We start from the raw sequence: 23855 nt of genomic DNA on the forward strand, positions 1-23855 counted from the left end.
GTACACCGACTGCGCCCGTGCGGTCAGCATTGGAAAGGGACCACCGTCGTGCCCACCGCGGACCTTGACGACCTGCGCGCCCGTGTCCAGCACGCCCTCGACGAGGAGCGCCGGACCCAGGCGGCGATCCTGGCCCCCCTCGGCCCGGAGATGGCCGACCTGCTCGACGCGGTCTTCGCGTTGCTCAGCGGCGGGAAGCGGTTGCGCGCCGGCTTCTTCTACTGGGGCTACCGCGCGGCGGGCGGCGCGGACTCCCACGAATTGGTGCGCGCGGCCACCTCGCTCGAGGTGTTCCAGGCGGCAGCGCTGCTGCACGACGACGTGATGGACGACTCGGATGTCCGGCGCGGTATGCCGTCGGCCCACCGCAGGCTCGCCGAGGTGCATCGGCAGCGGGGGCTCGCCGGTGATCCGGACCGGTTCGGCGAAGCCGGCGCCATACTGGCCGGCGACCTGTGCCTGAACTGGACCGACGAGGTCTACTCCACGAGTGGCCTGCCTGCGGACCAGCTCGCGCGCGGCCGGCGAGTGCTGGACACCATGCGCACCCAGCTGATGGGCGGACAGTATCTCGACGTCGTGGAAGCCGCGCAGACCTGGGACGACCTGCCGACCAGCGAACGCGTTGCCCGAGCCCGCAAGGTCATTCGCTTCAAGAGCGCGAAATACACCGTCGAGCAGCCGCTGCTGATCGGCGCCTCCTGCGCGGGAGCCGCCGACGCCACGCTGGCCGCCCTCTCCGACTACGGTCTGGCGCTCGGGGAGGCGTTCCAGCTGCGGGACGACCTGCTGGGCGTGTTCGGGGATCCGGACCGCACCGGCAAGCCCGCCGGCGACGACCTGCGCGAGGGCAAGCGGACCGTGCTCATCGCCTTCACGCTGGAGGGTCTGGCGCCCACTGACCGGGACCGCTTCCAGGCGGCCTTCGGCGACCCCGCCGTCTCACCGGAGGACTTGGCCTGGCTGCGCGAGCAGTGCGTCCGCTCGGGGGCGGTCGACCAGACCGAGAAACTCATCACCGCCCAGGCGGATACGGCTCGTCGTGCCCTGGATGCGGCCGAGCTCACCGACGCCGGACGCGCCGCGCTGCTCGACTTGATCGACATCTCCACCGCACGCTCGTCGTGAGCCGAGGCGCGGACCACGAGCGCCACGAGACGATCGTGACGAGGATCAGCGCGAAGCCGAAACCGATGTCCTCCACCGGGGCATAGCAGATCCGCCAATTGCCAAGGAACTGTGGTCGATTCGTGCCCAGGATGGCCGTGCCGTCATACGTCACGATGCGCCGCCCGGTCAGCCAGCCGTTGACGGCGAGCTGGCCGAGGAAGCAGATCGCGTACGAGATCCACCACTGCCGGGTCAGGACGACGCGAGTGCGGACCACGACGAGGTCGAGCAGCAGCGCGGCGACGACCGCGACCGCTGCGAGCGCCGTGTAGGTCATCCGCCGCGCCGGTCGAGCAACACCCCGACCGCCTCATAGCAGGCGATCGCCGCGAACGGGATGACCAGGAAGAACGCCCACTCCTCCAATGGCAGACCCAGCAGACGTGCGTCGAGCACCTGCGCGGCATCGAAGTGCCACTGAGCGGCGCGCGTGGCCAGCACGTCCCAGCTGACGAACGGGACCGCAGCGCAGCCGATGGCGACCAGTACCAGCCCGACTCGGCGCACGCGCTGCAGTCGGAAGGCGGGCACCAGGGGCGTCGTCACCGCCAGGCACGCGACGAGCGCCGCGGCATACGCCAGGTAGCGCACGAGCTAGAAGGCGAGCTCGGCCGCCCGCTTACGGACCTCCGCCTTGCGGTGCGCCTGCAGCATGGTGACCGGCGAGCCCTCGACCGGCAAGGTGGGGTCGACCGTGAAGAGCCATTCCAGCGCCTCGACGTCCGACAGCCGAGCGTCGAGCAGCACCGTGATCGTCCCCTCGATGCCGGTGAGCAGGTGGTCGTCCTCGACGAAGGCCGCCGGAACGCACAGGGCGTTGTTGGGCCCGACCCGATGCGCGAGGACGACCTTGTCGTCGACCAGCCGGCGCGCCTGGCGCTGCGTCAGGCCGAGCGCGTCTCCCAGCTCGGGAATCGACAGCCACTCCCCGACCAAGGTCTCCAGATCACTCGCCGCATCAGCCACGGGCCGAGTCTAGGAGCCCGGCCGTTCCGCTGCCCGGCCGGGCGGTTCCGACACGCCTGCCGCCCGCGGGTCGGCCACCCCCGAGCCGGTACGCACTAGTTTAGCTAGGCGTCACATCTGCCCCAGCTGCCACATTCGGCACTCGCGCCCGCGGTTGCCCGACGGCGAAGGAGACCCATGGCACCCCTCACGACCGGCGCACCGCTCGTCACGGCGCACGCCATCCATGCCAAGGCCAACACTCACGGTGCGAAGAAGAAGGCGCACCGCCACGCAGCACCCAAGAAGTCGAGATCGCCGAAGTTGCATCCGCGCCGGACGACGCACGTCGCGAAGAAGGCTGTGCGCAGGACGTCGGCCTACCGGGTGCGGCCCGGCGACAACCTGACCGCCATCGCGGCGCGCTACGGCGTGTCGCTCAGCGCGCTGATCAAGGTCAACCACTTCGGCAATCCCAACCTCGTGTTCAGCGGCTCGACGATCCGCATTCCGCACCACTCGGCAACGCACACCAGCCGGAAGACCACGACCCGGAAGGCCACCAGCCGCCACCACCGGCGCTCGAAGGCCACGCCGAGACACCGGACGACCCCCAAGAAGACGACCGCCAGGAAGTCGAGGGCGAGTCGTCTCGCCGCCAGGGTGGCGGCCACCCGGGCAGCACTGGCGCGTCGGCACGTGCCGACGCGGACCCAGACCAAGAAGATCATCGAGAAGACCGCCCGGCGTTACGGCGTCAACCCCAAGCTGGCGCTCGGCATCGGGTGGCAGGAATCCGGCTGGAACCAGCGCGCGGTGTCACCCGCCAACGCGATCGGCGCCATGCAGGTGATGCCGCAGTCCGGGGAATGGGCCTCGGCGATGGTCGGTCGCAAGCTCAACCTGATGGACGCGCACGACAACGTCACCGCCGGCGTCGCGATCCTGCGCTACCTCACCAGCAACGCGAAAGACCTGAACCAGGCGATCGGCGGCTACTACCAAGGGCTCGGCGCCATGCGCGAGCACGGACCCTATCCGGACACGCGGCGGTACATCCGGAACGTCCGGGCCCTGATGCATCGTCTCTGACGGAGGAGTCGCCGATGGCGCGCCGTCGCCGGCGCTGAAGCACGAGGTTCGTAGACTTTGAGCGTGTCAGTATCCGCACCATCGCTCGTCGGTCGCACGATCGACAAGCGATATGTCATCCGCGAGCACCTCGCGGACGGCGGCATGGGTTCGGTCTATGTCGCGCTCGACGAGCGGCTCGACCGCGAGGTCGCCCTCAAGATCATGCGGCCGGACCTGGCCCGGGACGACAATTTCGTGGCGCGCTTCCGCCGGGAGGCACGCTCCGCCGCACGGCTGACCCATCCCAACGTGGTCGCGGTGACCGACCAGGGCGTCGACGAGGACTACGTCTTCCTGGCGATGGAGCTGGTCCGCGGGCAGACGCTGCGGCAGCTGATCCGGCGGGACGCCCCGCTGCCGGTCGGACGGGCGCTGGAGATCACCGAGGGCATCCTCATGGCGCTCGACGCCGCACACCGCGCCGGCCTCGTCCACCGCGACGTGAAACCGGAGAACGTCCTGATCGGTCAGCACGCCGTGAAGGTCGCCGACTTCGGGCTCGCCCGCGCGGTCACCAGCGACACCGTCACCGGGGACAGCGACGTGTTGCTCGGGACTGCTGCCTACCTCGCCCCCGAGCAGGTCGAACGAGGCCGTGCCGACGAGCGCAGCGACGTCTACTCCGCGGGGCTGCTGCTCTTCGAGATGCTCACCGGGGAGAAGGCGTTTCCCGGTGAATCCCCGATCAACGTCGCCTACCAGCACGTGCACGGCACCATGCCCCGGCCGTCCGACGCGGTGCCGTCGGTGCCGACCGAGGTCGACGGCATCGTCATGCGGGCGACCGCCAAGAACCCCGACGAACGGCCACCCGACGCCGGCGCGATGCTCCAGGAACTGTGCGCGGTGCGGACCCGGCTGAGCACGCAACTGCTCGAGGCGACACCCGTCACCGGCACCGCCGGCGGCTCGGCGGCACACGTCACCGGTCCGCTGGCCGGCGACCGCACCCGGCACCTCGAGCGGCCCAGTCCCCCGCCGATCACCCGTGGCCGCCGACGTCGCGGGCCGTGGATCGCGGCGATCCTGGTCGCAGTCCTGGTGATCGCCGGTGGCGCCGGCTGGGCGTTCACCCGAGGCCCGTGGGGTGAGGTCGCCGTGCCGACCGTGGCAGGGGTGCAGCAGGGTCGCGCGGTGAGCGCCATACAAGACGTCGGGCTGCACGCCAAGGTCCGGCAGATCTTCTCCGAGAAGATTGCCAAAGGCGTCGTGATGTCGAGCAATCCGGGCGCCGGCCGGGACCTGCGCAAGAACTCCACCGTCACCCTCACGGTCTCCAAGGGGCCGGAGCGCTTCACGGTGCCGTCGCTCGTCGGGGCGTCCGAGTCGGCCGCCAAGGCGGCACTGCGCGGAGCGCACCTCACGGTGGGCGCGGTGACGACGGCGTATGACGAGACGATTCCCGCCGGCAAGGTGCTGTCCGCCGACCCGAGCCCGGGCAGCACCCAGCAGCGCGGGACCGCGGTCGACCTGGTGATCAGCAAGGGCAAGCAGCCGATCGACATCACCGATGTCACCGGGATGCCCAAGAACGACGCGCAGCAGCAGCTCACCGACGCCGGCTTCACCGTCACCTTCGGTCCGGCGCAGCACAGCGACACGGTGGCGGCGGGCGACATCATCAGCCAGGACCCGAGCGGTGGCGTGGGCCACCGGGGCGACCAGATCCGGCTCGTCGTCTCGAAGGGGCCGGTGATGGTCACCGTGCCGAAGGTCATCGGCATGAGTTCCGGCGCCGCGAAGGACAAACTGGAGTCCCTCGGATTCCAGGTGAAGACCAGCTACCCGCTGCTGCTGCCGGTGCTGTTCCAGGTCCAGGGTCAGTCGGTCAAGCCGGACACCCAGGCGCCCAAGGGCAGCACGATCACCATCGACGTGGTCTGAGTCTCAGCGGTGGGCGGAGAGCATCTCCGCGACGAGGAAGGCCAGCTCGAGGCTCTGCTGGTGGTTCAGCCGCGGGTCGCAGGCGGTCTCATAACGCTTCTCCAGGTCGGCGTCGATGATCTTCTCGCTGCCGCCGAGGCACTCGGTGACGTCGTTGCCGGTCAGCTCGACGTGCAGCCCACCCGGGACGGTGCCGAGGCCGCGGTGAACCTCGAAGAAGCCCCGGACCTCCTCGATGATGTCGTCGAACTCGCGCGTCTTGTAGCCGGTGGAGGACTCGAAGGTGTTGCCGTGCATCGGGTCGCAGATCCAGACCACCTGCGCGCCGGTCTCGGTGACCCGGCGGACGATCGCAGGCAGCTTGTCCCGCACGTTGCCGGCGCCCATCCGGGTGATGAAGGTCAACCGGCCGGGCCGGCGCTCGGGGTCGAGCCGGTCGATGAGCTGGACGACCTCGGCCGGGTCGGCCGTCGGGCCGAGCTTCACGCCGATCGGGTTGTGGATGCGCGCAGCGAAGTCGACGTGCGCGTGGTCCAGCTGCCGGGTCCGTTCGCCGACCCAGACGAAGTGACCGGACACGGCGTAGGGGTTGCCGGTGCGCGAGTCGATGCGGGTCAGCGGCTGCTCGTAGTCCAGCAGCAGCGCTTCGTGGCTGGCGAAGAACTCCACACCGGACAACGGGGTCGAGTCGAAGTCGACGCCGCAGGCGAGCATGAACTTCATCGCCCGGTCGATCTCCCGCGCGATCGATTCGTAACGCGAGTAGGCGGCGTTCGCGATGAAGCCGCGGTTCCACTCGTGCACCTGCCGCAGATCGGCGAAACCGCCTGTGGTGAAAGCCCGCACGAGGTTCAGGGTCGACGACGCCGTATGGTAGGCGCGCAACAGGCGCTGGGGGTCGGGTGTCCGTGACGCCGGGGTGAAATCGAAGTCGTTGATGATGTCGCCGCGGAAGGCCGGCAACGTCACGTCACCCCGGGTCTCGGTGTCCTTGCTGCGCGGCTTGGCGTATTGCCCGGCCAGCCGGCCGATCTTGACCACGGGCGTGCTCGCGCCATACGTCAGCACGGCGGCCATCTGCAGGATGGTCTTGACGCGGTCCCGAATGTTGTCCGCCGTCGCCTCCGAGAAGCGCTCGGCACAGTCGCCGCCCTGCAGCACGAACGCGTCACCGACGGCGGCCGCCGCCAACCGCGAGCGCAGCACGTCGCACTCGCCGGCGAAGACCAGCGGCGGAGCGGCGGCGAGCTCGGCACGCACCTGACGGACCGCGTCCACGTCCGGCCACCGCGGCTGCTGCAGGGCAGGCAGCTCGCGCCACTCGACCTGCTCGGCCAGCAGACGGTGCATGGTGGGGGTGTCAGGAGTCGTCGTGCTCACCCGTCAAGGGTACGGGCGCGCGATGGGTGCGCCGGACACGGTATTGCCTACTGGGACTCTGCGTCCGCCCGCTCCTCGCCGGCTTCCGCCTTCTCGTCCTTGAGGTGCTGCAACCGGTCCTTGGCGTGGGTCGCGAGGGCCGCCGCTCCCCCGCCGATCTCCTTGGCCTTCTGGGTCAGGCCCTTCTTGACCGAGGCGCCGTAGACATCGACGTACTCCTGACCGCTGAGCAGCATGATCTCGTACATCACCTCGTCGGTGACCGAACGCAGCACGAAGCGGTCGTCCTGCATACCGTCGTAGCGGGAGAAGTCGATCGGCTTGCCGAACCGCACGTGCGGCCGGATGATCCGGCCGAACAGTTTGCCCTGGGGTGCAATGACATCGGTGCCGATGACGCCGACCGGTATGACGGGAGCTCCCGACTCCAGCGCGATGCGCGCGATGCCGGTCTTGCCCTTGTAGAGGCGCCCGTCCGGAGACCGCGTGCCCTCCGGGTAGATGCCGAACAGCTCGCCCTTGCGCAGGATCCGCAGACCGGTCTCCAGCGCGCCGGCGGCTGCGGTCCCACTGGACCGGTCGATCGGGACCTGGCCGGCACCGGAGAAGAACGCCTTCTGCAGGCGCCCCTTGAGACCAGGCGTGTTGAAGTATTCCGCCTTCGCCACGAACGTCACTCGGCGCGGGATGACCAGCGGCATGAAGAGCCAGTCGGCGATCGACAGATGGTTGCTCGCGAGGATCGCCGGGCCCTCCTCCGGCACGTGCTGCGCGCCCTCGACCGTCGGCCGGAAGATGCCCTTGAGCAACGGGCCGAGGAGCACCCATTTGAGCAGCCAATAGAACACCGGGTCTCCTTCGCGCTGCGGCGAACCAATAGGTCAGGTTTCGTGCAGGATACGGCAGCATGCCCGCGCACGCCGCCGAGGTGGAAGGATGATCCCGAGCCCACTCCCACTCGCGACGCGCACCAAGGAACGACGATGAACGTGCTGCCCGGAGCCGAACCGTTCGCCCACGATGGGTCGCGCACGGGTGTGCTCGTGTGCCACGGTTTCACCGGGACGCCGCAGAGCATGCTGCCGATCGCCCGCCGCTGCGCCGACGAAGGCTTCACCGTCCGGCTGCCGCGGCTGCCCGGCCACGGCACCCACTGGAAAGATCTCAACCGAACCCGCTGGATCGACTGGTGGTCGGTGGTCGACGCGGCATACAGCGAGCTGCACCAGCGCTGTGACCATGTCATCGCGGTCGGTATGTCGATGGGCGGCACCCTGGCGACGCTCGCTGCGCAGAAGTACCCGCACGGGATCAACGGGCTGGTGCTGATCAACCCGGCATACGTCATGCGCGACATCCGGCTGAAAGCGCTCCCGGTGCTGCAGCACGTGGTCCCGTCGATCGCCTCGATCGCCGGTGACATCAAGAAGCCCGGGGTGTCCGAGCTGGCCTACGAGCGCACGCCGCTGCGGGCGCTCCAGTCGCAGCGCCGCATGTGGGAGAAGGTCACGCGGGACCTGCCACAAATCACTCAGCCGCTGCTGCTGCTGCACTCGCCCGACGACCACGTGGTGCCGCCCGAGTGCTCGGCGCTGCTGCTGGCCCGCGTCTCGAGCACCGACAAGACCGAGGTCCTGCTGCACGACAGCTACCACGTCGCAACCCTCGACAACGATGCACAGCTGATCGAGGATGAAACCGTGCAGTTCATCCATCGCGTGACCGAGGCGTCATGAGCCTCGAGGGCCGCGAGGAGCCCGAGAAGCAGACCGACATCGATCGCCGGTTTGCTGAGATCGTCGCGCAACTGCAGTCCGACGAAGCCGCGTGGGACGGCCCGGACGGGGACGACGAGACCGGCGACGGCACGGAGCCGGATCCGGCAGGCGGGCAGGACCAATCCGCGCAGCCGGTAGCAGAGCTTCCGGCACAGTGGCGGATGCCGCCCAGCGGTTCGGCGTCGTTGCTCGATGACGACGACGAGACGTTCGTGCCGGCGCCGCCACGGCCACTTCCGAGCGGTGAGGAGGACATCGGCTTCTGGACGATGATCGGCTGCCTCGTCGGCGGCCCGCTCTGGCTGCTCTATCTGTTCTTCTTCGACCGCTACGCGCAATCCCTGTGGTGGGTGCTCGCGTGCGCCCTCTTCGTCGCCGGCGTGGTCCAGCTCGTCATGCGGTCGCCGAAGAACCGCGACGACGACCCGGACGACGACGGCGCCGTGCTCTAGTCCGACAAAGAACTCAGGTCGAGGTCGACGACGATCGGCAGATGATCGGTCGCGGCCGCCAGCAGGGTCCTCGGCAGTTCGAGGTCCGGCACCGCAGCGTTCAACTCCCGGGAGGCGAAGATCGCGTCGATCCGCTTGTGCGGATGCCGGGCGGAGAAAGTCGGCGCGTCTGCGGAGACCTCCGTCAGCTCGCCGGCCAGGAAACGCCACGTCGGGCCGGCCGGCTCCTCGTTGAGATCTCCCCCGAGCACCATCGGGGTCGCGGCGTCGGCGGCACCGAGCAGGGCCCGCGCCTCCGGCAGCCGGTCGGCGGCGCGCAACGAGAGATGGACGCTGCACGCGACGATCGGGCGGTGACCGGGCAGCCGGACGGTCGCCGTCCCGTAGCCGCGCGGCTCGTCGAAGCGGCGCACCGGGAGCGGGCCGTGGTGTGCGTCGAGGACGTCGAGGCGCAGGCTGGTCATCAGGGTGGTGCTCATGCGGAAGCGCTGGCCGCCGAACCAGGTGAGTCCGAGCGCGTCGGCGAAATTGGCGATCCGATGTCCGGACAGCGGGTGCCGCGGCACCTCCTGCAGCAAGAGCACGTCGGGCGCGATGCGCCCGATGACTTCGACCACCGCCGCGCGGTCGTCCTTCAGCCCGCGGACGTTGTATGACGCCACCCGGATCCGGTGTTCCGCAGGGGTACTCACGCGCTCTCCGCCGTGACCGAGGTGCGCGCCAGGTCCGCCGCACCGATGAAACCGGCCTCGTTGCCCAGCGCGGCCTGCACGATCCGCGCCTCCGGCCGGTAACCGCGACCGGCCAGGTGCCGCCGGAACGAGTCGCGGGCGGGGTCGAGCAGCATGCCCCCCGCCGCACTGACCCCGCCACCGATCACGAAGGCTCCCGGGTCGAACGCGTTGGCCAGGTTGGCCAGACCGGTGCCCAACCAGGTGCCGATCTCGGCGAGCAGCTCCGCCGCCGTCGGGTCGCCCGCCCGAGCCGCCTCGGTGATCATCGGTCCGGTCAGCTGCCGGGGGTCGCCACCGACGCTGTCGGCGAGGTCGTGGGCGAGCGGCGAACCGGCCAGGACGAGCGACCTCGCTTCCCGGACCAGTGCATTGCCGCTGGCGTACTGTTCCCAGCAGCCGCGGTTGCCGCACTCGCAGCGGTGCCCGCCCGGCATCACCTGCATGTGCCCGAACTCTCCGGCGATGCCGAAGCGGCCGCGCTGGATGCGACCGTCGACGACGATGGCGCCGCCGATGCCGGTCCCCAGATTGACCATCAGCACGTGGGACTCACCTCGGACATTGCCGAAGCGGTATTCGGCCCAGCACGCGGCGTTGGCGTCGTTGTCGACGAAGACCGGTATGTCGAGACGCGCGAGCAATGCGTCCCGCAGCGGTTCGTGCCGCCAGGAGAGGTGGGGTGCGAAGACGACCGTCGCCCGGTCCGCCGCGACGAAACCGGCCGCACCGATGCCGACCGCGACCACGTGGGCGTCGGTGCGGCTGCGCAGCTCCTGCACCACCTCGACGATGAGGTCCTCGACGACCTTCGGCTCGGTCGTCCGATGTGGCGTGTCGCGGCGCACCTGATCGATCACGCTGCCCGCGGCATCGACCAGTCCGCCGGCGACCTTGGTGCCACCGATGTCGATCCCGATGGCGAGCGCCGACTCCAGCTCGGTCACCTGCTCCGCTCCTTGGCTCGGTTCTCCACGTCAGTCCTCGCCACCCGGCTCACCGTCGGCCGCGCGACGCTGCTCTGCCGCCGAATGCAGACCTCCGGCCACCATGCTGAGCAGGTCGGCGACCCGGTCGAGGAGTTCGGGCTGCACCGCCTGCAGGAGACCGGCGGCCCGGCACACCGGGCACATCCGGCACACGGTCTCCACCGAGTCGCCGTGGGAACAGCCGCAACCCGTCGGTTCGCCGTCGACGCGCTCGGAGCCGGCACCGGCCCAGGTAGAGAACGCCTGTGCCAGCTTGGCGGCCTCGTCGGCGACGGAGGTCTCCTCGTGTTCGTCGGCGGCCATCAGCTCTCGACGCGCTTCTTCAGGCCCTTCAGGGCCGTGTCGATGATCGTCTTCTCGGCCTTGCGCCGGAGCATGCCGATCACCGGGATGCTGAGGTCGACGCTCAGCTCGTAGCTGACGTCGGTGGTTTCGCCGCCACCGGTCAACCGGTAGACGCCGTCCAGCGACTTCAGGATGCTGGACTTGACCAACTGCCAGGAGACGACGCCGGTGCCGTCCTCCGCGACGTCCCAGCTGTACGCGAGCGTGTAGGTGTCCTTGATGACGCCCGCGTCCAGCGTCATCCGCACCTGGTCGGGCCAGCCCTGCTCGTCCTCGCTGAGCACCTCGGCCTCCTTGATCTGGCCCGTCCATTCGGGATAGCCGTCGAAGTCGGCGATGACGTCCAGCACCTCGGCGGGTGCGGCCTTGATCGTCACGGAGGACTTGGTGCGGTCAGCCATGCGGGGAGCCTACCCGCCCGCCCGGCCGAACTCGGTGCGCAAGAAGCGTGCGTAGGCCGCAGCCAGCGCGCCGATGCTCGTCCCGAATGCACCTGCGAAGGCATCCCGATGTCCCGCGTCCGCGGACCGCACGAACGCGACGAAGCGCGCCTGTCCGAAGCGGTCGGCGAGGAAGCGGCACCACACATACGCCTGCTGGTATGCCGCCGCCGGACGCGCGGCGAACTGCGCGTCGGCCGGGGGCCCGGTCGGACCGTGCCCGGCCCGGACCGCTGCGGCGACCTGCGGCGACAGCTGTGCCGGGCTCAGGGTGCTGAAGTGGTAGGCGGTGAACTCGGCGGAGCCCTCGATGATCCAGTGGGCGACCCCCGCCAGCGACGCCTGATGCAACGCCACGTGGGTCAGCTCGTGGGTGAGCACGACGACTCGTCCTTCCGCGGTCACCTCCCGGAACAGCGACGGTGCGAGCAGGACGCGCCCGTCGGGCGTGGTCGTCGCCGCGAGCTGCGCGCCGCCCTCGGCGGAGCCGCCTCGAGCGCGGAACTGCGCCTCGGTCGCCGGCACCTCGATCAGGATCCGGCCCCGGAGCACGGCGGCACCCCAGACCTGCCGGACCCGTGACACCGCGACTCCCGCGTCCGCGGCGACCTCGCGCAGCCGCGCCGGGCCGGCCGTCCCGGTGACGACGACTTGCCCCTGGCGGACCGTCGCCGCGCCCGCCCACGCCGCTGAGGTCGCCCGCGCCGGCGAACCTGCGGGCGTGCACCCGCCGAGCACGGAGGCCACCCCCGACACGCCGATCCAGCACGCCATACGCCTGCTGACCGGTGATCGGGAGGCGGAGCTCACCCGGTCGACCGTAGCGGGTCCCAGGGCTCGATCCGCGCGGTGGCCGAGACCGCCTCCTGCGCCGTGATCAGGCCGGCCGACGCGAGCGTGTCGACCGCCCGCCGCTCGTCCGCGTCCAGGCGCTGCTCCAGCGGGGCGAGCTGCAGCAACGCCGTCACCATGCACTCGGCGCACCGCCGTTCGCGTGCCGGGCACGAATCGCAGTCGATCCGCATGTCATCACCTCTTCCTCGTCGTGGCCGGTCTCCGACCGTCGACAGGCACGCTAGAACCCACGTGTGACAGCGCCCCTCCTCGCAGCTCGTTCGACGACCTCCGTGAGCCGGTCGAGGCGCTCGGTCCGCAACCGCCAGGCCTGCCAGTAGAGCTGCACGTCGATGTGCTCACGCAGGAACGGCACCAGCCGCTCCGCGTCCAGCAACTCCCGCGCCTGCGCGACCGGCACCATCCCCCAGCCGAGCCCCGCCGCGACCGCCGCGACGAACGACTCGGACGAGGGCACTTCGTGCACGGTCGGCGGACCTGCGATCCCGCGCCTCCGCAACAACTCCTGCTGCAGGTCGTCACGGTCGTTGAACCGCACCGACGGCATCGCGGCGAGGTCGACGGCCCGGCCCTTGCGATAGCGCTCCCGCAACTGCGGAGTGCACATCGGCAGGTATCGCATCCGGGCCAGCGGGACGACGGAACATCCTTGGACGGCAACCGGATCGGCCGTCACGGCGGCCACGACGGCACCGGACCGCAGCAGCGCGCTGCTGTGCGCCTGGTCCTCCACGCGCAACCGGAGGGCGACGTCCGGCCAGGTGGCGACGGCGCCGAGGACGTCGTGGAACCAGGTCGCCAACGAATCGGCATTGACGGCCAGGGCGAGTTCCTCCACTCCGCCGTCGCGCAGGCCGAGCTGGTCGAGCGCCTCGTTCTCCAGGGCGGCACGCTGCCGGCCGAGACGCAACAGGATCTCGCCTGCCGGGGTCGGCCGCACCGGCGAACTTCGTTGCACCACAACCGCGCCCGCAGCACTCTCCAATGCCCGGATGCGCTGGCTCACCGCTGACGGGGTGATGCGCAACCGGCGGGCCGCAGCTTCGAAGGTGCCCTCGTCGGCCACTGCGACGAGGGTCTGCAACTGATCGTCCTGCATGAAGCAATGCTAATCATCGATGAGAATCATTCGTTGGACTGCACCCGCCCTCACCCGTAGGTTGGCGGCATCATGCTCGCCCCGCTGTTCACCGGTCTGTTCACCGGCCTGTCCCTCATCGTCGCCATCGGCGCCCAGAACGCCTTCGTGCTGCGTCAGGGCCTCACCCGCTCGCACATCGGCACCGTGGTGCTGATCTGCATCGCCGGCGACGTGCTGCTCATCACCGCGGGTGTCGCGGGAGTGGGAGCGGTCATCCGCAGTCATGCCACCGTGCTCACCGCCTTCAAGTGGCTCGGCGCGGCATACCTGGTGTGGTTCGGGATCAAATCGTTCCGCACCGCCGGGCACCCGCACACGCTCGATGCCCGGCCGTCGGTCACCCGTGGTTCGGTCGTCGGTGCGGCGCTGGCGATCACCTTCCTCAACCCGCACGTCTATCTCGACACCGTGCTGATGCTCGGCAACATCGCCAACCAGCAGGGGGCGCTGGCGCGGTGGTGGTTCGCGCTCGGCGCATGTCTCGGCAGCATCACCTGGTTCACGACGATCGGGTATGGCGCGCGGCTGGCAGCGCCGCTGATGCGGCGGCCGGCGACCTGGCGGGTGCTCGACGTCCTCATCGGCTGCATCATGGTGACCGTCGCGGCCCTGCTGATCCTCGGCTGACGGCGCGCCTCGGGCCGGATTGTCATACCCCGCACCTACGTTCGTCGGTATGACGATGCCGGCACCGATCCAGTCGACCTTCGACGACCTCGGCACCCCGCTGGCCGACGTGACGTTCGTGGTGCTCGATCTGGAGACGACCGGCGGCAGCGCGACCGAGTGTCAGATCACCGAGATCGGCGCGGTCAAGGTCCGGGGCGGCGAGGTGCTCGGAGAATTCCAGACTCTCGTCAACCCTGGGGAGCCGATCCCCGCGTTCATCTCCGTCCTGACCGGCATCACCGATCCGATGGTCTCGCTGGCGCCCCGCATCGGTGCCGCACTGCCGGCCTTCCTGGAGTTCATCGGGGACGCCGTGCTCGTCGCACACAACGCGCGCTTCGACATCACCTTCCTCAAGGTCAATTGCGAGCGGCTGCAGCTGGCCTGGCCGGGCAACACGGTCCTCGACACAGTGCACCTGGCTCGGCAGCTGGTGACTCGCGACGAAGCCCCCAATCACAAGTTGTCTTCATTGGCACGGGTTTTCGGCACCCGCGTGACCCCCGACCACCGCGCATTGCACGACGCGCAGGCAACCGTCGACGTCCTGCACGGCCTCATCGAGCGGGTGGGCAACCTCGGAGTGCACACTCTCGAGGAGCTGCGGTCCTACACCTCGAGGGTCACGCCGCAGCAGCGCCGCAAGCGGTTCCTTGCCGACGACCTGCCGTCGGCACCCGGCGTGTACGTCTTCAAGGACGAGCGCGGCGAGCCGCTCTACATCGGCACGTCCATCGACATCAAGCGACGGGTGCGGGGCTATTTCACCGCGAGCGAGCAGCGCAGCCGGATGGCCGAGATGGTGCGCCTCGCGACATCGGTGACGCCGATCGTCTGCCAGACGACGCTAGAGGCACAGGTGCGCGAGTTGCGGCTGATCGCCCGGCACAAGCCGCGCTACAACCGCCGGTCCCGGCATCCGGAGCGGGCAATGTGGCTCAAACTCACTGCGGAGCCCTTCCCCCGCCTGTCGATCGTGCGGTCCGTCAAGGACGACGGCGCGACCTACGTCGGGCCGTTCGGCACTCGCGGCGCGGCGGAGCAGGCCGCTGCCGCCGTGCACGAGGTCGTGCCGCTGCGGCAGTGCACCCACCGGCTGTCGGGCAAGGGCACCGGCACGGCCTGTGCTCTCGCCGAGATGGGCCGGTGCGGTGCGCCGTGCGAGGGGCGGCAGTCGCCCGACGACTATGCCGCCGTGGCGCGGCGAGTGGCCGACGCTCTGCAAGGGGACGGCCACGAGGTGCTCGGCGCACTCACCGCGCGCCTCGACCGGCTCTCCGCGGACGAGCGATTCGAGGACGCGGCGGTCGTGCGCGACCGGATGCTGTCGCTGGTCCGTGCGGCCGCACGGGCTCAGCGCATGGCTCCGCTCGCGACCAGCCCCGAGATCGTCGCGGCCGCCCCCACCTACGCCGGGGGCTGGGAGTTCACCTGCGTCCGCTACGGCCGCTTCGCCGGCGCGACGGTGTGCCCGCCGCGTGCCGACACCCGGACCTACATCGCCGCGCTGCGAGAGAGCGCCGAGCACGTGGAGCGACCCGAGGCGCCGATCCCCGCCGCCATCCCGGAGGAGACGGAGAAGATCTTGCGCTGGCTGGAGCAGCCCGGGGTGCGCATCGTGGACATCGACGGGATCTGGATCTGCCCGGTCGGCGGGGCGGTCGGTGCCCAGGCATTGCTCGACGACACGATCGGGCGGGCAGAGGTCCCCGGCTTCGACGACTCCTCCAGCTGGCACGAGCAGCGCCGCGCCACGGCGTGACCGGGTGACTAGGCTGACTGCATGATTTCTGCGATCGTGATGATCAAGGCGGACGTGCACCGCATTCCGGAGGTTGCCCAGGAGATCTCCGAGATCGACGGCATCGCCGAGGTCTACAGCGTCACCGGCGATGTCGACCTCATCGCGGTCGCGAAGGTCGCGCAGCACGAGGACTTCGCCGACGTCATCGCCGACCGGCTCAACAAGGTGGAGGGCGTCCGCGACTCGCAGACGCACATTGCGTTCCGCACCTACTCCAGCCGGGACCTCGGCGCGGCCTTCGCCATCGGCCTCGACGACTAGGACACGACTAGGAGCGCACTGCTTCGGTCGCTGCCGCCCACCGGTCGACGACCGCCGCGGCGGCGCCCGAGTCGATCGCGTCACGCGCCTGCGCCATACCGGCGTCCAGCGCCTCGTCCAAGTCGGAGTGCGCGCCGAAGCGGCCGTCCGCCTCACCGGCGGCCACGACCGCCAGGGCCAGGCCGGCGTTGAGCAGCACCGCGTCGCGCACCGCGCCGGGCGACCCGTCGAACACCGAACGCGCGACACCGGCGTTGAACTCCGCGTCACCGCCGCGCAGCGCGTCGATGGGCGCCGGCTCGATGCCGTGCTGCCGCGGGTCCACCGTGTGGACGCTGATCTCGCCGTCGCTGACCCAGTGCACGGTCGAGGTCGTCGTCACCGTCACCTCGTCCAGGCCGTCGTCGCCACGAGAGACAGCAGCATTGCGGCCGCGCTCGGCGAACACACCGGCCATCAACGGCACCATCCGCGGATCGGCCACGCCGATGGACGCGTAGCGCGGCGCGGCCGGGTTGGTCAGCGGGCCGAGCACGTTGAACGCCGTGCGGATCCCGAGCTCGCTGCGGGTCGGCGCCGTGAACCGGAACGAGGGATGGAAGGTCTGCGCGAAGCAGAAGGTGATGCCGGCCTCGCGCGCCACCTCGGCGACCTCCGGCGCCGTCAGGTCCAGCCGGATGCCGAGCGACTCCAGCACGTCGGCGGCGCCCGATCTCGACGACGCGGCACGGTTGCCGTGCTTGACCATCGTCACGCCGGCGCCGGCACAGACCACCGCCGACATCGTGGAGATGTTGACGGTGTGCGCACCGTCGCCGCCGGTTCCGACGATGTCGAGGGTGCGGCCGGTGACCTCGATCGGCACGGCGTGCCGGATCATCTCGTCCGCCAGCCCGCGGAACTCCTCGACCGTCTCGCCCTTCGCCCGCAGCGCGACGAGGAACCCGGCGATCTGCGAGCCGGTGGCCTCACCGGACATGATGCGGTTCATCGCCCACGCGGCCTCGGCGGTGGTGAGGTCCTGACCGTCCAGCAGCGTGTTCAGCAGCCGCGGCCAGGTGACGTCTGCTGCCATCCCGAAGTCCTCAGGCGTCGGAGCCGCGACGGACCAGGTCGGCGATGGCCGAGCCGATGGTCAGTGGGTCGACGGGATGCGGGACTGCCGCGTCACACTGCGACCACACCGCGAGCCAGCCGTCCGAGGGGCGGCCGGTCAGCACGAGCACCGGCGGGCAGTCGAAGACTTCGTTCTTCAGCTGCCGGCACAGGCCGAGCCCGCCGAGCTTGGCCGCCTCGCCGTCGAGGATCAGCAGGTCGTAGTGCTCCTTGTCGACCGCGTCGATGACCGCCGCCGGAGTTGCGCACTCCCGCCAGCTGACGATCTCGACGTCCTTCGCCGGACGGCGCCCCACACCGAGGCGCACCGCGTCGCGGGTGGTGATGTCGTCGCTGTAGAGCAGGACGGTCAACTGGTGCACGGCGGCACTGGCCGCGCCCGCCGGAACCACTGCAGAGGATGCACTCATGAGCCAAGATGCTACTGGCCCGCGCGGGAACCACCGACGGCAGCCGGACGTTGAACGGTGCGAGGTCGGCCCGATCCCGGTGCGGCGCGCAGGGGCCATTTCGGCCCTGCCCGCACCGTCTCGCAGTTCGGCTGTCACGAAAAGGAACTCGTCAGGGGGTCGGCGGCGCGCGGCTGCCCCGATGGGGCCATAATGGCCAACGTGGCGACCGCAACGACGGCTCATACGAGCGATTCCCGGATCCCGGCAGGTCACGGACCTGTCAGTCGGCCCAACCTGACGGCAGTCGGGACGATGGTGTGGCTGGCCAGCGAGCTGATGTTCTTCGCAGGACTCTTCGCGATGTACTTCACGATCCGGTCCGTGGCAGGTCCGCTGTGGACCGAGCGCACCAGTCATCTCGAGGTCGGTTACGCCTTCGGCAACACGCTGGTTCTGGTGATCTCCTCGATCTGGTGCCAGTTCGGCGTGTTCAAGGCCGAGGCCGGCAAGCCGCACCGGGACGGCAAGCTCTGGCAGGTCGGCAGCTGGGGCATGCGCGAGTGGTATGTCCTGGCGTTCCTCTTCGGCGCCGTCTTCGTCTCCGGCCAGGTGCTCGAATACTCCAACATGTTCGGCGAGGGCATCTCGCTCAACTCCGATGCCTACGGCTCGATGTTCTACATGACCACCGGGTTCCACGCGCTGCACGTGACCGGCGGGCTGATGGCCTTCCTGATGATCATCGGGCGCACCTTCACCGCCAAGAAGTTCACCCATCACCAGGTCACCGGTTCGATCGTCGTGTCCTATTACTGGCACTTCGTCGACGTGGTCTGGATCGCGTTGTTCTTCACGATCTACATCCTGCAGTGACAGGCCGCGCGCCGATGTTGACCTCCCATCCCTCCCTCGACGACAGGACGACTTCGTGAGTTCACTCGTTGCCCGCCGCCGGCACCCGGCAGCGATTGCGATCGTGTTGCTGCTCGGCCTCATCCTCACCGGTGGCCTCTACGCGGCGTTCGCTCCCAAGAACGCCGACGCGGCCACCGGCAACAGTCAGGCGGTCGCGGCCGGTCACAAGCTGTTCCTGTCCAACTGCGCGACCTGCCACGGCCTGGACGCCTCCGGCAGCAAGGACGCTCCGTCGCTGATCGGCGTCGGCGCCGCCGCCGTCGACTTCCAGGTCGGTACCGGCCGTATGCCGCTGACCGCGCCCGGCGTGCAGGCGGAGCGCGGTGCGGTTCAGTTCAGCAACCAGGAGATCTCCGAGCTCTCGGCATACGTCGCCTCCCTGGGCGTCGGTCCGTCGATCCCGTCGTCCAGCTTGACCAGCGGCGGTGGCGACATCGCCAAAGGCGGCGAGCTGTTCCGCGTCAACTGCGCGATGTGCCACAACTTCGCCGGCTCCGGCGGGGCGCTGACCCGCGGCAAGTTCGCTCCGAACCTGATGGACGTCTCCGGTCGGCACATGTACGAAGCGATGCTCACCGGCCCGCAGTCGATGCCGGTGTTCAACGACTCCAACCTGAGCCCTCAGGACAAGAAGGACATCATCTCCTTCCTGATGAACGTCAAGACCGAGGCGAGCCCGGGCGGCTGGAGCATGGGCAACCTCGGCCCGGTCCCCGAGGGTCTCTTCGCCTGGACCATCGGCATCGGCATGCTGATCTTCATCGCAGTCTGGCTCGGTAAGAAGGCCGCCTGATGACCGACCACCACGACGCTTCCATCTCGAAGGAGCCGGCTGTGAGCCACGACGAGTCGGGCCAGGCCGTCGCGACCCGCGACGAGCACGCACTACTCCCGGACCGCTTCCCGAACCCCGGCCTGCCCCCGCACGAGCACCGGCTCGGTGACCACAACGAGGCAGCCGCCCGGCGCAGCGAGCGACAGGTCGCCGCGCTCTTCACGATCTCGATGATCGCCACCGTGCTGTTCGTCGTCGCCTACGCGATGATCGGCCAGGACGAGAGCATCACACTGCCGATCCTCGGCAAGGTGCACGCACTCCATGTCGCCCTCGGTGTCACGCTGGCGCTCTCGCTGCTCGGCATCGGCCTCGGCGCGATCCACTGGGCCAAGACGCTGATGTCCGACGAGGAGGTCGTCGAGGAGCGTCATACCTTGCGCTCCGACGACGAGGCCCGCGCCGGCGCTCTCAAAGTGCTCTCCGACGGCGCCGAGTCGGCCCAGATCAACCGCCGGCCGCTCATCAAGTACACCCTGGGCGGCGCGCTCGGCCTGTTCGCCGTGCCACTCGGCCTGCAGCTCGTGGGTGGTCTGGGTCCGTTCAAGGGCGACGTCCAGGACCTGCGCACGACGCTGTGGGACACCGGTGTGCCGGTGCTCGGGCCGGGCGGCAAGCCCGAGATGCGCAACGGCAAGGTCGTCACCCGTCCCCGTCGCCTGATGCGCGACCCGGAGGGCACCGCCATCCGGCTGTCCGACGTGACGCTCGGCTCGGTCTTCCACGTCCTGCCCGAGGGCATCAACGACACCGACGACCCCGCCAACCAGAAGGTCAAGGCCTCGGTGATCCTGATCTCCTTGCAGGAGAACCTGATCAAGAGCACGCGTGAGCGCGACTGGGGCATCGACGGCGTCGTCGCCTTCTCCAAGATCTGCACGCACGTGGGCTGCCCGGTCGGCCTCTACGAGCAGACCACCCATCACCTGTTGTGTCCGTGCCACCAGTCGACCTTCGACCTCACCGAGGACTGCAAGGTGATCTTCGGCCCGGCCAAACGACCGCTGCCGCAGCTGAAGATCGAAGTTGACGACAACGGGTACCTCTATGCACCGCACGGCTTCGACCAGCCGGTCGGCCCGAGCTTCTGGGAGCGTGGCTGATGACCGCCTACCGAGTGAGTGAGCAGGACAAGGCCCGCAGCACCGCTGACGCGTTGCGCGCGGACGACAAGCAGGATCCGCCCTCGGGCGACGGCGGTCCGGTCGGCGCCATCGCCAACTGGTTCGACGAGCGGACCGGCGGGGCGCGCGGCGTGCGCTTCCTGCTCAAGAAGGTCTTCCCCGACCACTGGTCCTTCATGCTGGGTGAGATCGCGATGTACTCGCTGGTCATCCTGCTGATCACCGGCACCTTCCTGACCTTCTGGTTCGTCCCGAGCATGGGCGAGACGACATACACCGGCTCCTATGTCCCGCTCAGGGGCGTGGAGATGAGCCAGGCGTTCGCCTCGACCGTCAACATCTCGCTGGACATCAAGGGCGGTCTGCTGATCCGGCAGATCCACCACTGGTCTGCGCTGATCTTCGTGGTCGCGATCGCACTGCACATGTTCCGGGTGTTCTTCACCGGTGCCTTCCGCAAGCCGCGCGAGATCAACTGGATCATCGGCCTCCTGCTCGCGATGCTCGCCATGGTCGAGGGCTTCATCGGCTACTCGCTGCCCGACGACCTGCTGTCCGGCACCGGCATCCGCGCGATGCAGGGCTTCATCCTGTCGATCCCGATCATCGGCACCTACATCAGCTACATCCTGTTCGGTGGCGGATTCCCCGGAGAGGACATCATCCCGCGGTTCTTCACCATCCACGTGCTGCTGCTGCCGGCGGTGATCGTAGGCCTCTTCACCGCGCACATCATCCTGGTGATGGTGCACAAGCACACCCAGTACCCCGGCCCGGGCCGCACCAACAAGAACGTCGTCGGTTTCCCGATGATGCCGGTCTACGCCGCCAAGGCGGGCGGCTTCTTCTTCGTGGTCTTCGGCATCACCGCGCTGATTGCCGGCCTGGTGTCGATCAACCCGATCTGGATGTACGGCCCCTACGCGCCGACGATGGTCACCGCCGGCTCGCAACCGGACTGGTACATGGGCTTCGCCGACGGCGCGTTGCGCTTGCTCCCCGGCTTCCTGGAGTTCAACCTCTTCGGCAAGACCTGGAGCTTCAACATCATGATCGGCGCGATCCTGATGATCCCCATTCTGTGGACCGTCATGGGTCTCTACCCGTTCGTGGAGAAATGGGTCACCGGCGACAACGAGGAGCACCACCTCCTCGACCGGCCGCGCAACCGTCCGACCCGCACCGGCCTGGGCATGGCTGCCATCACGTTCTACGGCATCCTGTTCGCCGCGTGCGGCAACGACATCATCGCGATCAAGTTCCACCTGTCGATCGACGACATCACCGAGACCTTCCGGGTCGCGCTGATCGTGGCGCCGATCGTGGTGTTCTGGGTCGTCAAGCGCCTGTGCCTGTCGCTGCAGCGTGCCGATCGTGACCTGGTGCTGCACGGCCGGGAGACCGGCCGGCTGGTGCGCACCGCCAAGGGCCGCTTCTTCGAGGCGCACCAGCCGCTCAACGAATACCAGCGCTGGCCGCTGGTGTCGTTCACCTCTCCGGCGCCCGCCGAGCTGCCGCCGGCCACCGACGAGCACGGTGTACGTCGCAAGGGTGCGCGCAAGGACCGGCTGCGCGCCCGGCTCTCGCACTACTACTTCAAGGACCGGGTCGAGCCGGTCACCCCGCTGGAGCTGGCCGCCGCGCACCACGACGGCCACGCCGCCGAGGCGATCGAGTCGCACCCGGACGAGGCGGAGTCGGGCCACATGCACGGTGGTGCCGAGGAGATCGGGGCGGCGCACGCCTACGGTCATCCGACACCACACGACAAGCAGGACTGACCACCCGGGGACGCGCTGAGCCGTGACACGTCGGGGCTGGTTCCTCTTCGCGGTGATGTGCGTCCTCTGGGGCATCTCCTACCTGTTCATCAAGGTCGCCGTCGACGACGTGTCGGTGCCGGTCCTCGTCTGCGCGCGCACCGGCGGTGGCGCACTGGTGCTGCTGCCGTTCGTCGCCCGGCACGGGATGTCGTGGGTGCTGCGCGACATACGCACCCACTGGAGATGGATCGTCGCCTTCGCCGTCGCGGAAATGATCGGACCGTGGTATCTGCTCTCCTCCGCTGAGCGCCGGATCGACAGCGGCCTGGCCGGCCTGTTGATCGCCGCCGTGCCGATCATCGGCATCCTCGTCGGCCGGCTGCTGGGTGACCGCGAGTCGCTCGGCGCGGCCCGCTGGAGCGGCCTGCTGCTCGGCCTGGCCGGCGTGTGCGCGCTGGCGGCACCCGCGCTGCGCGGTGGTGACGCGATCGCGATTGCCGAAATGGCCGTCGTGGTCCTCGGCTACGCGACCGCACCGCGGCTGGCCGCCAAACATCTGGCCGCCGTGCCCGGCGTAACCCTGTCCGCGGCGTCCCTCACCATCGCCGCCGTCGCGTACCTTCCGTGGGCCGTCGCGACCCGGCCGGCGCACAATCCGGGCGCGGCTGCCTGGGCATCGATGGCCACGCTCGCCGTGCTGTGCACGGCCCTCGCCTTCATCGCGTTCTTCGGCCTGATCGCCGAGGTAGGGCCGAGCCGGGCGATGGTGTTCACCTACGTCAATCCCGCCGTCGCCGTGCTGGCCGGGATGCTCGTACTGGACGAACCGTTCACGCTCGCCATGGCGATCGCGTTCCCGCTGATCATCGCCGGTTCGGTGCTGGCCACCACCCGAAGGGAGCCGATCCGTGCCCGTCACCATGACCCGGGAGGAGTTCGAGGACGCGGCCGCCGACGCGCTGGACCTGATCCCGCAGGAGCTGTTCGACCGGCTGGAGAACGTCGCGATCACCGTCGAGGACGAGCCGCCGCCCGGTAGCGTCCCGGGCCTGCTCGGGCTGTATGTCGGAGTGCCACTCACCGAGCGCTCGTCGGCGTACGGCTTCGGGAACCTGCCGGACCACATCTACCTCTTCCGCGGCCCGCTCACGCGCCACTGCGCGACCCGGGACGAGCTGCTGCACCAGATCCGGATCACCGTCCTGCACGAGATCGGGCACTACTTCGGCATCAGCGATGAGCGCCTGCACGAGCTGGGCCGGGGATGACGCGTGAAGCGGCCCGCCATACAGCAGATGTATGACGGGCCGCTGCCGGGACAACTCAGATCGAGTGCTCCCCGTGGAAGTACTCGAAGACCCAGCCGATCGCGGCCAGGGCGATGAACGGGACGGACAGCATCACCAGCCACCAGCCGACCGCGAGGCCAAGTGCCAGGACCGCGCAGGACGCACCGAGGAACAGCGGCCACCAGGAGTGCGGGCTGAAGAAGCCGTAGTCACCCTCGACGTCGGCCTGCTCGCCGAGCGGGTCGTCGTCCGGACGCACGTCGATCTTGCGGCCGGTCCACCACAGGAACCCACCGATCAGCGCACACAGACCACCGGTCAGGTAGAGCGCGACCGACCCGACCGGCTCCCGCCAGTAGGTGAAGATGCCGTAGATGGTGCCCATGACCACGCTGAAGAGGCAGAGCAGCCCGAACAGCTTGAATTCGACCTTCATGAACGGA

General features: G+C 69.3%; 29 protein-coding genes. 14 read left to right on the forward strand and 15 right to left on the reverse strand.

Annotated elements, in window-relative coordinates; genetic code table 11:
* Window positions 1–48: 48 nt before the first annotated feature.
* Complete coding sequence (locus ACN8HC_RS06975) at window positions 49–1128, forward strand: polyprenyl synthetase family protein (RefSeq protein WP_490074096.1); 1080 nt, start codon at window positions 49–51, stop codon at window positions 1126–1128.
* Here ACN8HC_RS06975 and ACN8HC_RS06980 read toward each other — a convergent pair.
* The 3 genes from ACN8HC_RS06980 to ACN8HC_RS06990 are packed head-to-tail and all read right to left on the reverse strand — an operon-like array spanning window position 1064 to window position 2136.
* A complete protein-coding gene (locus ACN8HC_RS06980; RefSeq protein ID WP_490074097.1) occupies window positions 1064–1447 on the reverse strand; it encodes a lycopene cyclase domain-containing protein in 384 nt (127 codons plus the stop codon). The two genes, ACN8HC_RS06975 and ACN8HC_RS06980, sit on opposite strands and share 65 nt — an antisense overlap.
* Window positions 1444–1761, reverse strand: coding sequence for a lycopene cyclase domain-containing protein (locus tag ACN8HC_RS06985; protein ID WP_490074098.1), 318 nt, complete (start codon window positions 1759–1761; stop codon window positions 1444–1446). The genes ACN8HC_RS06980 and ACN8HC_RS06985 overlap by 4 nt, the downstream gene beginning before the upstream one ends.
* A 3-nt stretch (window positions 1762–1764) precedes the next feature.
* Window positions 1765–2136 carry an Rv2175c family DNA-binding protein gene (locus tag ACN8HC_RS06990; RefSeq protein WP_490074099.1) on the reverse strand — a complete coding sequence of 124 codons (372 nt, stop codon included), beginning with the start codon at window positions 2134–2136 and terminating at the stop codon, window positions 1765–1767.
* Window positions 2137–2313: 177 nt separating this feature from the next.
* Between ACN8HC_RS06990 and ACN8HC_RS06995 the strand changes: the two genes are divergently transcribed.
* Window positions 2314–3207 (forward strand): transglycosylase SLT domain-containing protein, encoded by an 894-nt coding sequence (locus tag ACN8HC_RS06995; protein ID WP_490074100.1) that lies wholly within the window; start codon window positions 2314–2316, stop codon window positions 3205–3207.
* 63 nt (window positions 3208–3270) lie between these two features.
* Window positions 3271–5133 (forward strand): Stk1 family PASTA domain-containing Ser/Thr kinase, encoded by a 1863-nt coding sequence (pknB, locus tag ACN8HC_RS07000; protein WP_490074101.1) that lies wholly within the window; start codon window positions 3271–3273, stop codon window positions 5131–5133.
* A gap of 3 nt (window positions 5134–5136) precedes the next feature.
* Here the strand turns inward: pknB and ACN8HC_RS07005 are convergent, their stop codons facing one another.
* A complete protein-coding gene (locus ACN8HC_RS07005) occupies window positions 5137–6483 on the reverse strand; it encodes a class II 3-deoxy-7-phosphoheptulonate synthase (protein ID WP_490074212.1) in 1347 nt (448 codons plus the stop codon).
* 77 nt (window positions 6484–6560) lie between these two features.
* Complete coding sequence (locus ACN8HC_RS07010) at window positions 6561–7361, reverse strand: lysophospholipid acyltransferase family protein (RefSeq protein ID WP_490074102.1); 801 nt, start codon at window positions 7359–7361, stop codon at window positions 6561–6563.
* A gap of 135 nt (window positions 7362–7496) precedes the next feature.
* Between ACN8HC_RS07010 and ACN8HC_RS07015 the strand changes: the two genes are divergently transcribed.
* Window positions 7497–8249, forward strand: a complete 753-nt coding sequence (locus ACN8HC_RS07015) for an alpha/beta hydrolase (protein WP_490074103.1) — start codon at window positions 7497–7499, stop codon at window positions 8247–8249.
* Window positions 8246–8743 (forward strand): hypothetical protein, encoded by a 498-nt coding sequence (locus ACN8HC_RS07020; protein WP_490074104.1) that lies wholly within the window; start codon window positions 8246–8248, stop codon window positions 8741–8743. Before ACN8HC_RS07015 ends, ACN8HC_RS07020 begins: the two co-directional genes overlap by 4 nt.
* Here ACN8HC_RS07020 and ACN8HC_RS07025 read toward each other — a convergent pair.
* From ACN8HC_RS07025 to ACN8HC_RS07055, 7 genes are read right to left on the reverse strand one after another with little or no spacing between them, the layout of a single operon-like run.
* Window positions 8740–9435, reverse strand: a complete 696-nt coding sequence (locus tag ACN8HC_RS07025; RefSeq protein ID WP_490074105.1) for an endonuclease/exonuclease/phosphatase family protein — start codon at window positions 9433–9435, stop codon at window positions 8740–8742. The two genes, ACN8HC_RS07020 and ACN8HC_RS07025, sit on opposite strands and share 4 nt — an antisense overlap.
* Window positions 9432–10412 carry an ROK family glucokinase gene (locus ACN8HC_RS07030; RefSeq protein ID WP_490074213.1) on the reverse strand — a complete coding sequence of 327 codons (981 nt, stop codon included), beginning with the start codon at window positions 10410–10412 and terminating at the stop codon, window positions 9432–9434. The genes ACN8HC_RS07025 and ACN8HC_RS07030 overlap by 4 nt, the downstream gene beginning before the upstream one ends.
* 39 nt (window positions 10413–10451) lie before the next feature.
* Window positions 10452–10766 carry a hypothetical protein gene (locus ACN8HC_RS07035; RefSeq protein ID WP_490074106.1) on the reverse strand — a complete coding sequence of 105 codons (315 nt, stop codon included), beginning with the start codon at window positions 10764–10766 and terminating at the stop codon, window positions 10452–10454.
* Entirely contained in the window at window positions 10766–11209 is a 444-nt protein-coding gene (locus tag ACN8HC_RS07040; RefSeq protein ID WP_490074107.1) for an SRPBCC family protein, read from the reverse strand. Before ACN8HC_RS07040 ends, ACN8HC_RS07035 begins: the two co-directional genes overlap by 1 nt.
* Before the next feature lie 9 nt (window positions 11210–11218).
* Entirely contained in the window at window positions 11219–12058 is an 840-nt protein-coding gene (locus tag ACN8HC_RS07045; protein WP_490074108.1) for a hypothetical protein, read from the reverse strand.
* Window positions 12055–12273, reverse strand: coding sequence for a hypothetical protein (locus ACN8HC_RS07050; RefSeq protein WP_490074109.1), 219 nt, complete (start codon window positions 12271–12273; stop codon window positions 12055–12057). Before ACN8HC_RS07050 ends, ACN8HC_RS07045 begins: the two co-directional genes overlap by 4 nt.
* A 50-nt stretch (window positions 12274–12323) precedes the next feature.
* Entirely contained in the window at window positions 12324–13202 is an 879-nt protein-coding gene (locus ACN8HC_RS07055; protein WP_490074110.1) for a LysR family transcriptional regulator ArgP, read from the reverse strand.
* 72 nt (window positions 13203–13274) lie between these two features.
* On the opposite strand from ACN8HC_RS07055, the gene ACN8HC_RS07060 reads away from it, so the two are divergent.
* From ACN8HC_RS07060 to ACN8HC_RS07070, 3 genes are read left to right on the forward strand one after another with little or no spacing between them, the layout of a single operon-like run.
* Complete coding sequence (locus tag ACN8HC_RS07060) at window positions 13275–13871, forward strand: LysE/ArgO family amino acid transporter (protein WP_490074111.1); 597 nt, start codon at window positions 13275–13277, stop codon at window positions 13869–13871.
* A 49-nt stretch (window positions 13872–13920) separates the two neighbouring features.
* The gene (locus ACN8HC_RS07065; RefSeq protein ID WP_490074112.1) at window positions 13921–15675 is read left to right on the forward strand and encodes a DEDD exonuclease domain-containing protein; all 1755 of its coding nucleotides are present in this window, start codon (window positions 13921–13923) and stop codon (window positions 15673–15675) included.
* Window positions 15676–15696: 21 nt separating this feature from the next.
* The gene (locus ACN8HC_RS07070; protein ID WP_490074113.1) at window positions 15697–15978 is read left to right on the forward strand and encodes an Lrp/AsnC family transcriptional regulator; all 282 of its coding nucleotides are present in this window, start codon (window positions 15697–15699) and stop codon (window positions 15976–15978) included.
* Window positions 15979–15985: 7 nt separating this feature from the next.
* On the opposite strand, the gene trpD is transcribed toward ACN8HC_RS07070, so the two are convergent.
* Window positions 15986–17053: an anthranilate phosphoribosyltransferase gene (gene trpD, locus ACN8HC_RS07075; RefSeq protein WP_490074114.1), complete on the reverse strand. Its 1068-nt coding sequence runs from the start codon at window positions 17051–17053 to the stop codon at window positions 15986–15988.
* 10 nt (window positions 17054–17063) lie between these two features.
* Window positions 17064–17504, reverse strand: a complete 441-nt coding sequence (locus ACN8HC_RS07080; protein WP_490074115.1) for a response regulator transcription factor — start codon at window positions 17502–17504, stop codon at window positions 17064–17066.
* 192 nt (window positions 17505–17696) lie between these two features.
* Here ACN8HC_RS07080 and ctaE point away from each other — a divergent pair, with 192 nt between their 5' ends.
* The 6 genes from ctaE to ACN8HC_RS07110 are packed head-to-tail and all read left to right on the forward strand — an operon-like array spanning window position 17697 to window position 23391.
* Window positions 17697–18359, forward strand: coding sequence for an aa3-type cytochrome oxidase subunit III (gene ctaE, locus ACN8HC_RS07085; protein WP_490074116.1), 663 nt, complete (start codon window positions 17697–17699; stop codon window positions 18357–18359).
* 55 nt (window positions 18360–18414) lie between these two features.
* Window positions 18415–19194 (forward strand): cytochrome bc1 complex diheme cytochrome c subunit, encoded by a 780-nt coding sequence (gene qcrC / locus ACN8HC_RS07090; RefSeq protein ID WP_490074117.1) that lies wholly within the window; start codon window positions 18415–18417, stop codon window positions 19192–19194.
* A 41-nt stretch (window positions 19195–19235) separates the two neighbouring features.
* Window positions 19236–20339, forward strand: a complete 1104-nt coding sequence (gene qcrA, locus ACN8HC_RS07095; RefSeq protein ID WP_490074118.1) for a cytochrome bc1 complex Rieske iron-sulfur subunit — start codon at window positions 19236–19238, stop codon at window positions 20337–20339.
* Window positions 20339–22141 (forward strand): cytochrome bc1 complex cytochrome b subunit, encoded by a 1803-nt coding sequence (qcrB, locus tag ACN8HC_RS07100; protein ID WP_490074119.1) that lies wholly within the window; start codon window positions 20339–20341, stop codon window positions 22139–22141. Before qcrA ends, qcrB begins: the two co-directional genes overlap by 1 nt.
* Before the next feature lie 22 nt (window positions 22142–22163).
* Window positions 22164–23162 carry a DMT family transporter gene (locus ACN8HC_RS07105; protein WP_490074120.1) on the forward strand — a complete coding sequence of 333 codons (999 nt, stop codon included), beginning with the start codon at window positions 22164–22166 and terminating at the stop codon, window positions 23160–23162.
* Entirely contained in the window at window positions 23044–23391 is a 348-nt protein-coding gene (locus ACN8HC_RS07110; RefSeq protein WP_490074214.1) for a metallopeptidase family protein, read from the forward strand. Before ACN8HC_RS07105 ends, ACN8HC_RS07110 begins: the two co-directional genes overlap by 119 nt.
* A gap of 55 nt (window positions 23392–23446) precedes the next feature.
* On the opposite strand, the gene ACN8HC_RS07115 is transcribed toward ACN8HC_RS07110, so the two are convergent.
* Window positions 23447–23848: a cytochrome c oxidase subunit 4 gene (locus ACN8HC_RS07115; protein WP_490074121.1), complete on the reverse strand. Its 402-nt coding sequence runs from the start codon at window positions 23846–23848 to the stop codon at window positions 23447–23449.
* Window positions 23849–23855 lie beyond the last annotated feature (7 nt).

It is taken from the genome of Flexivirga sp. YIM B11880 (assembly GCF_058148645.1).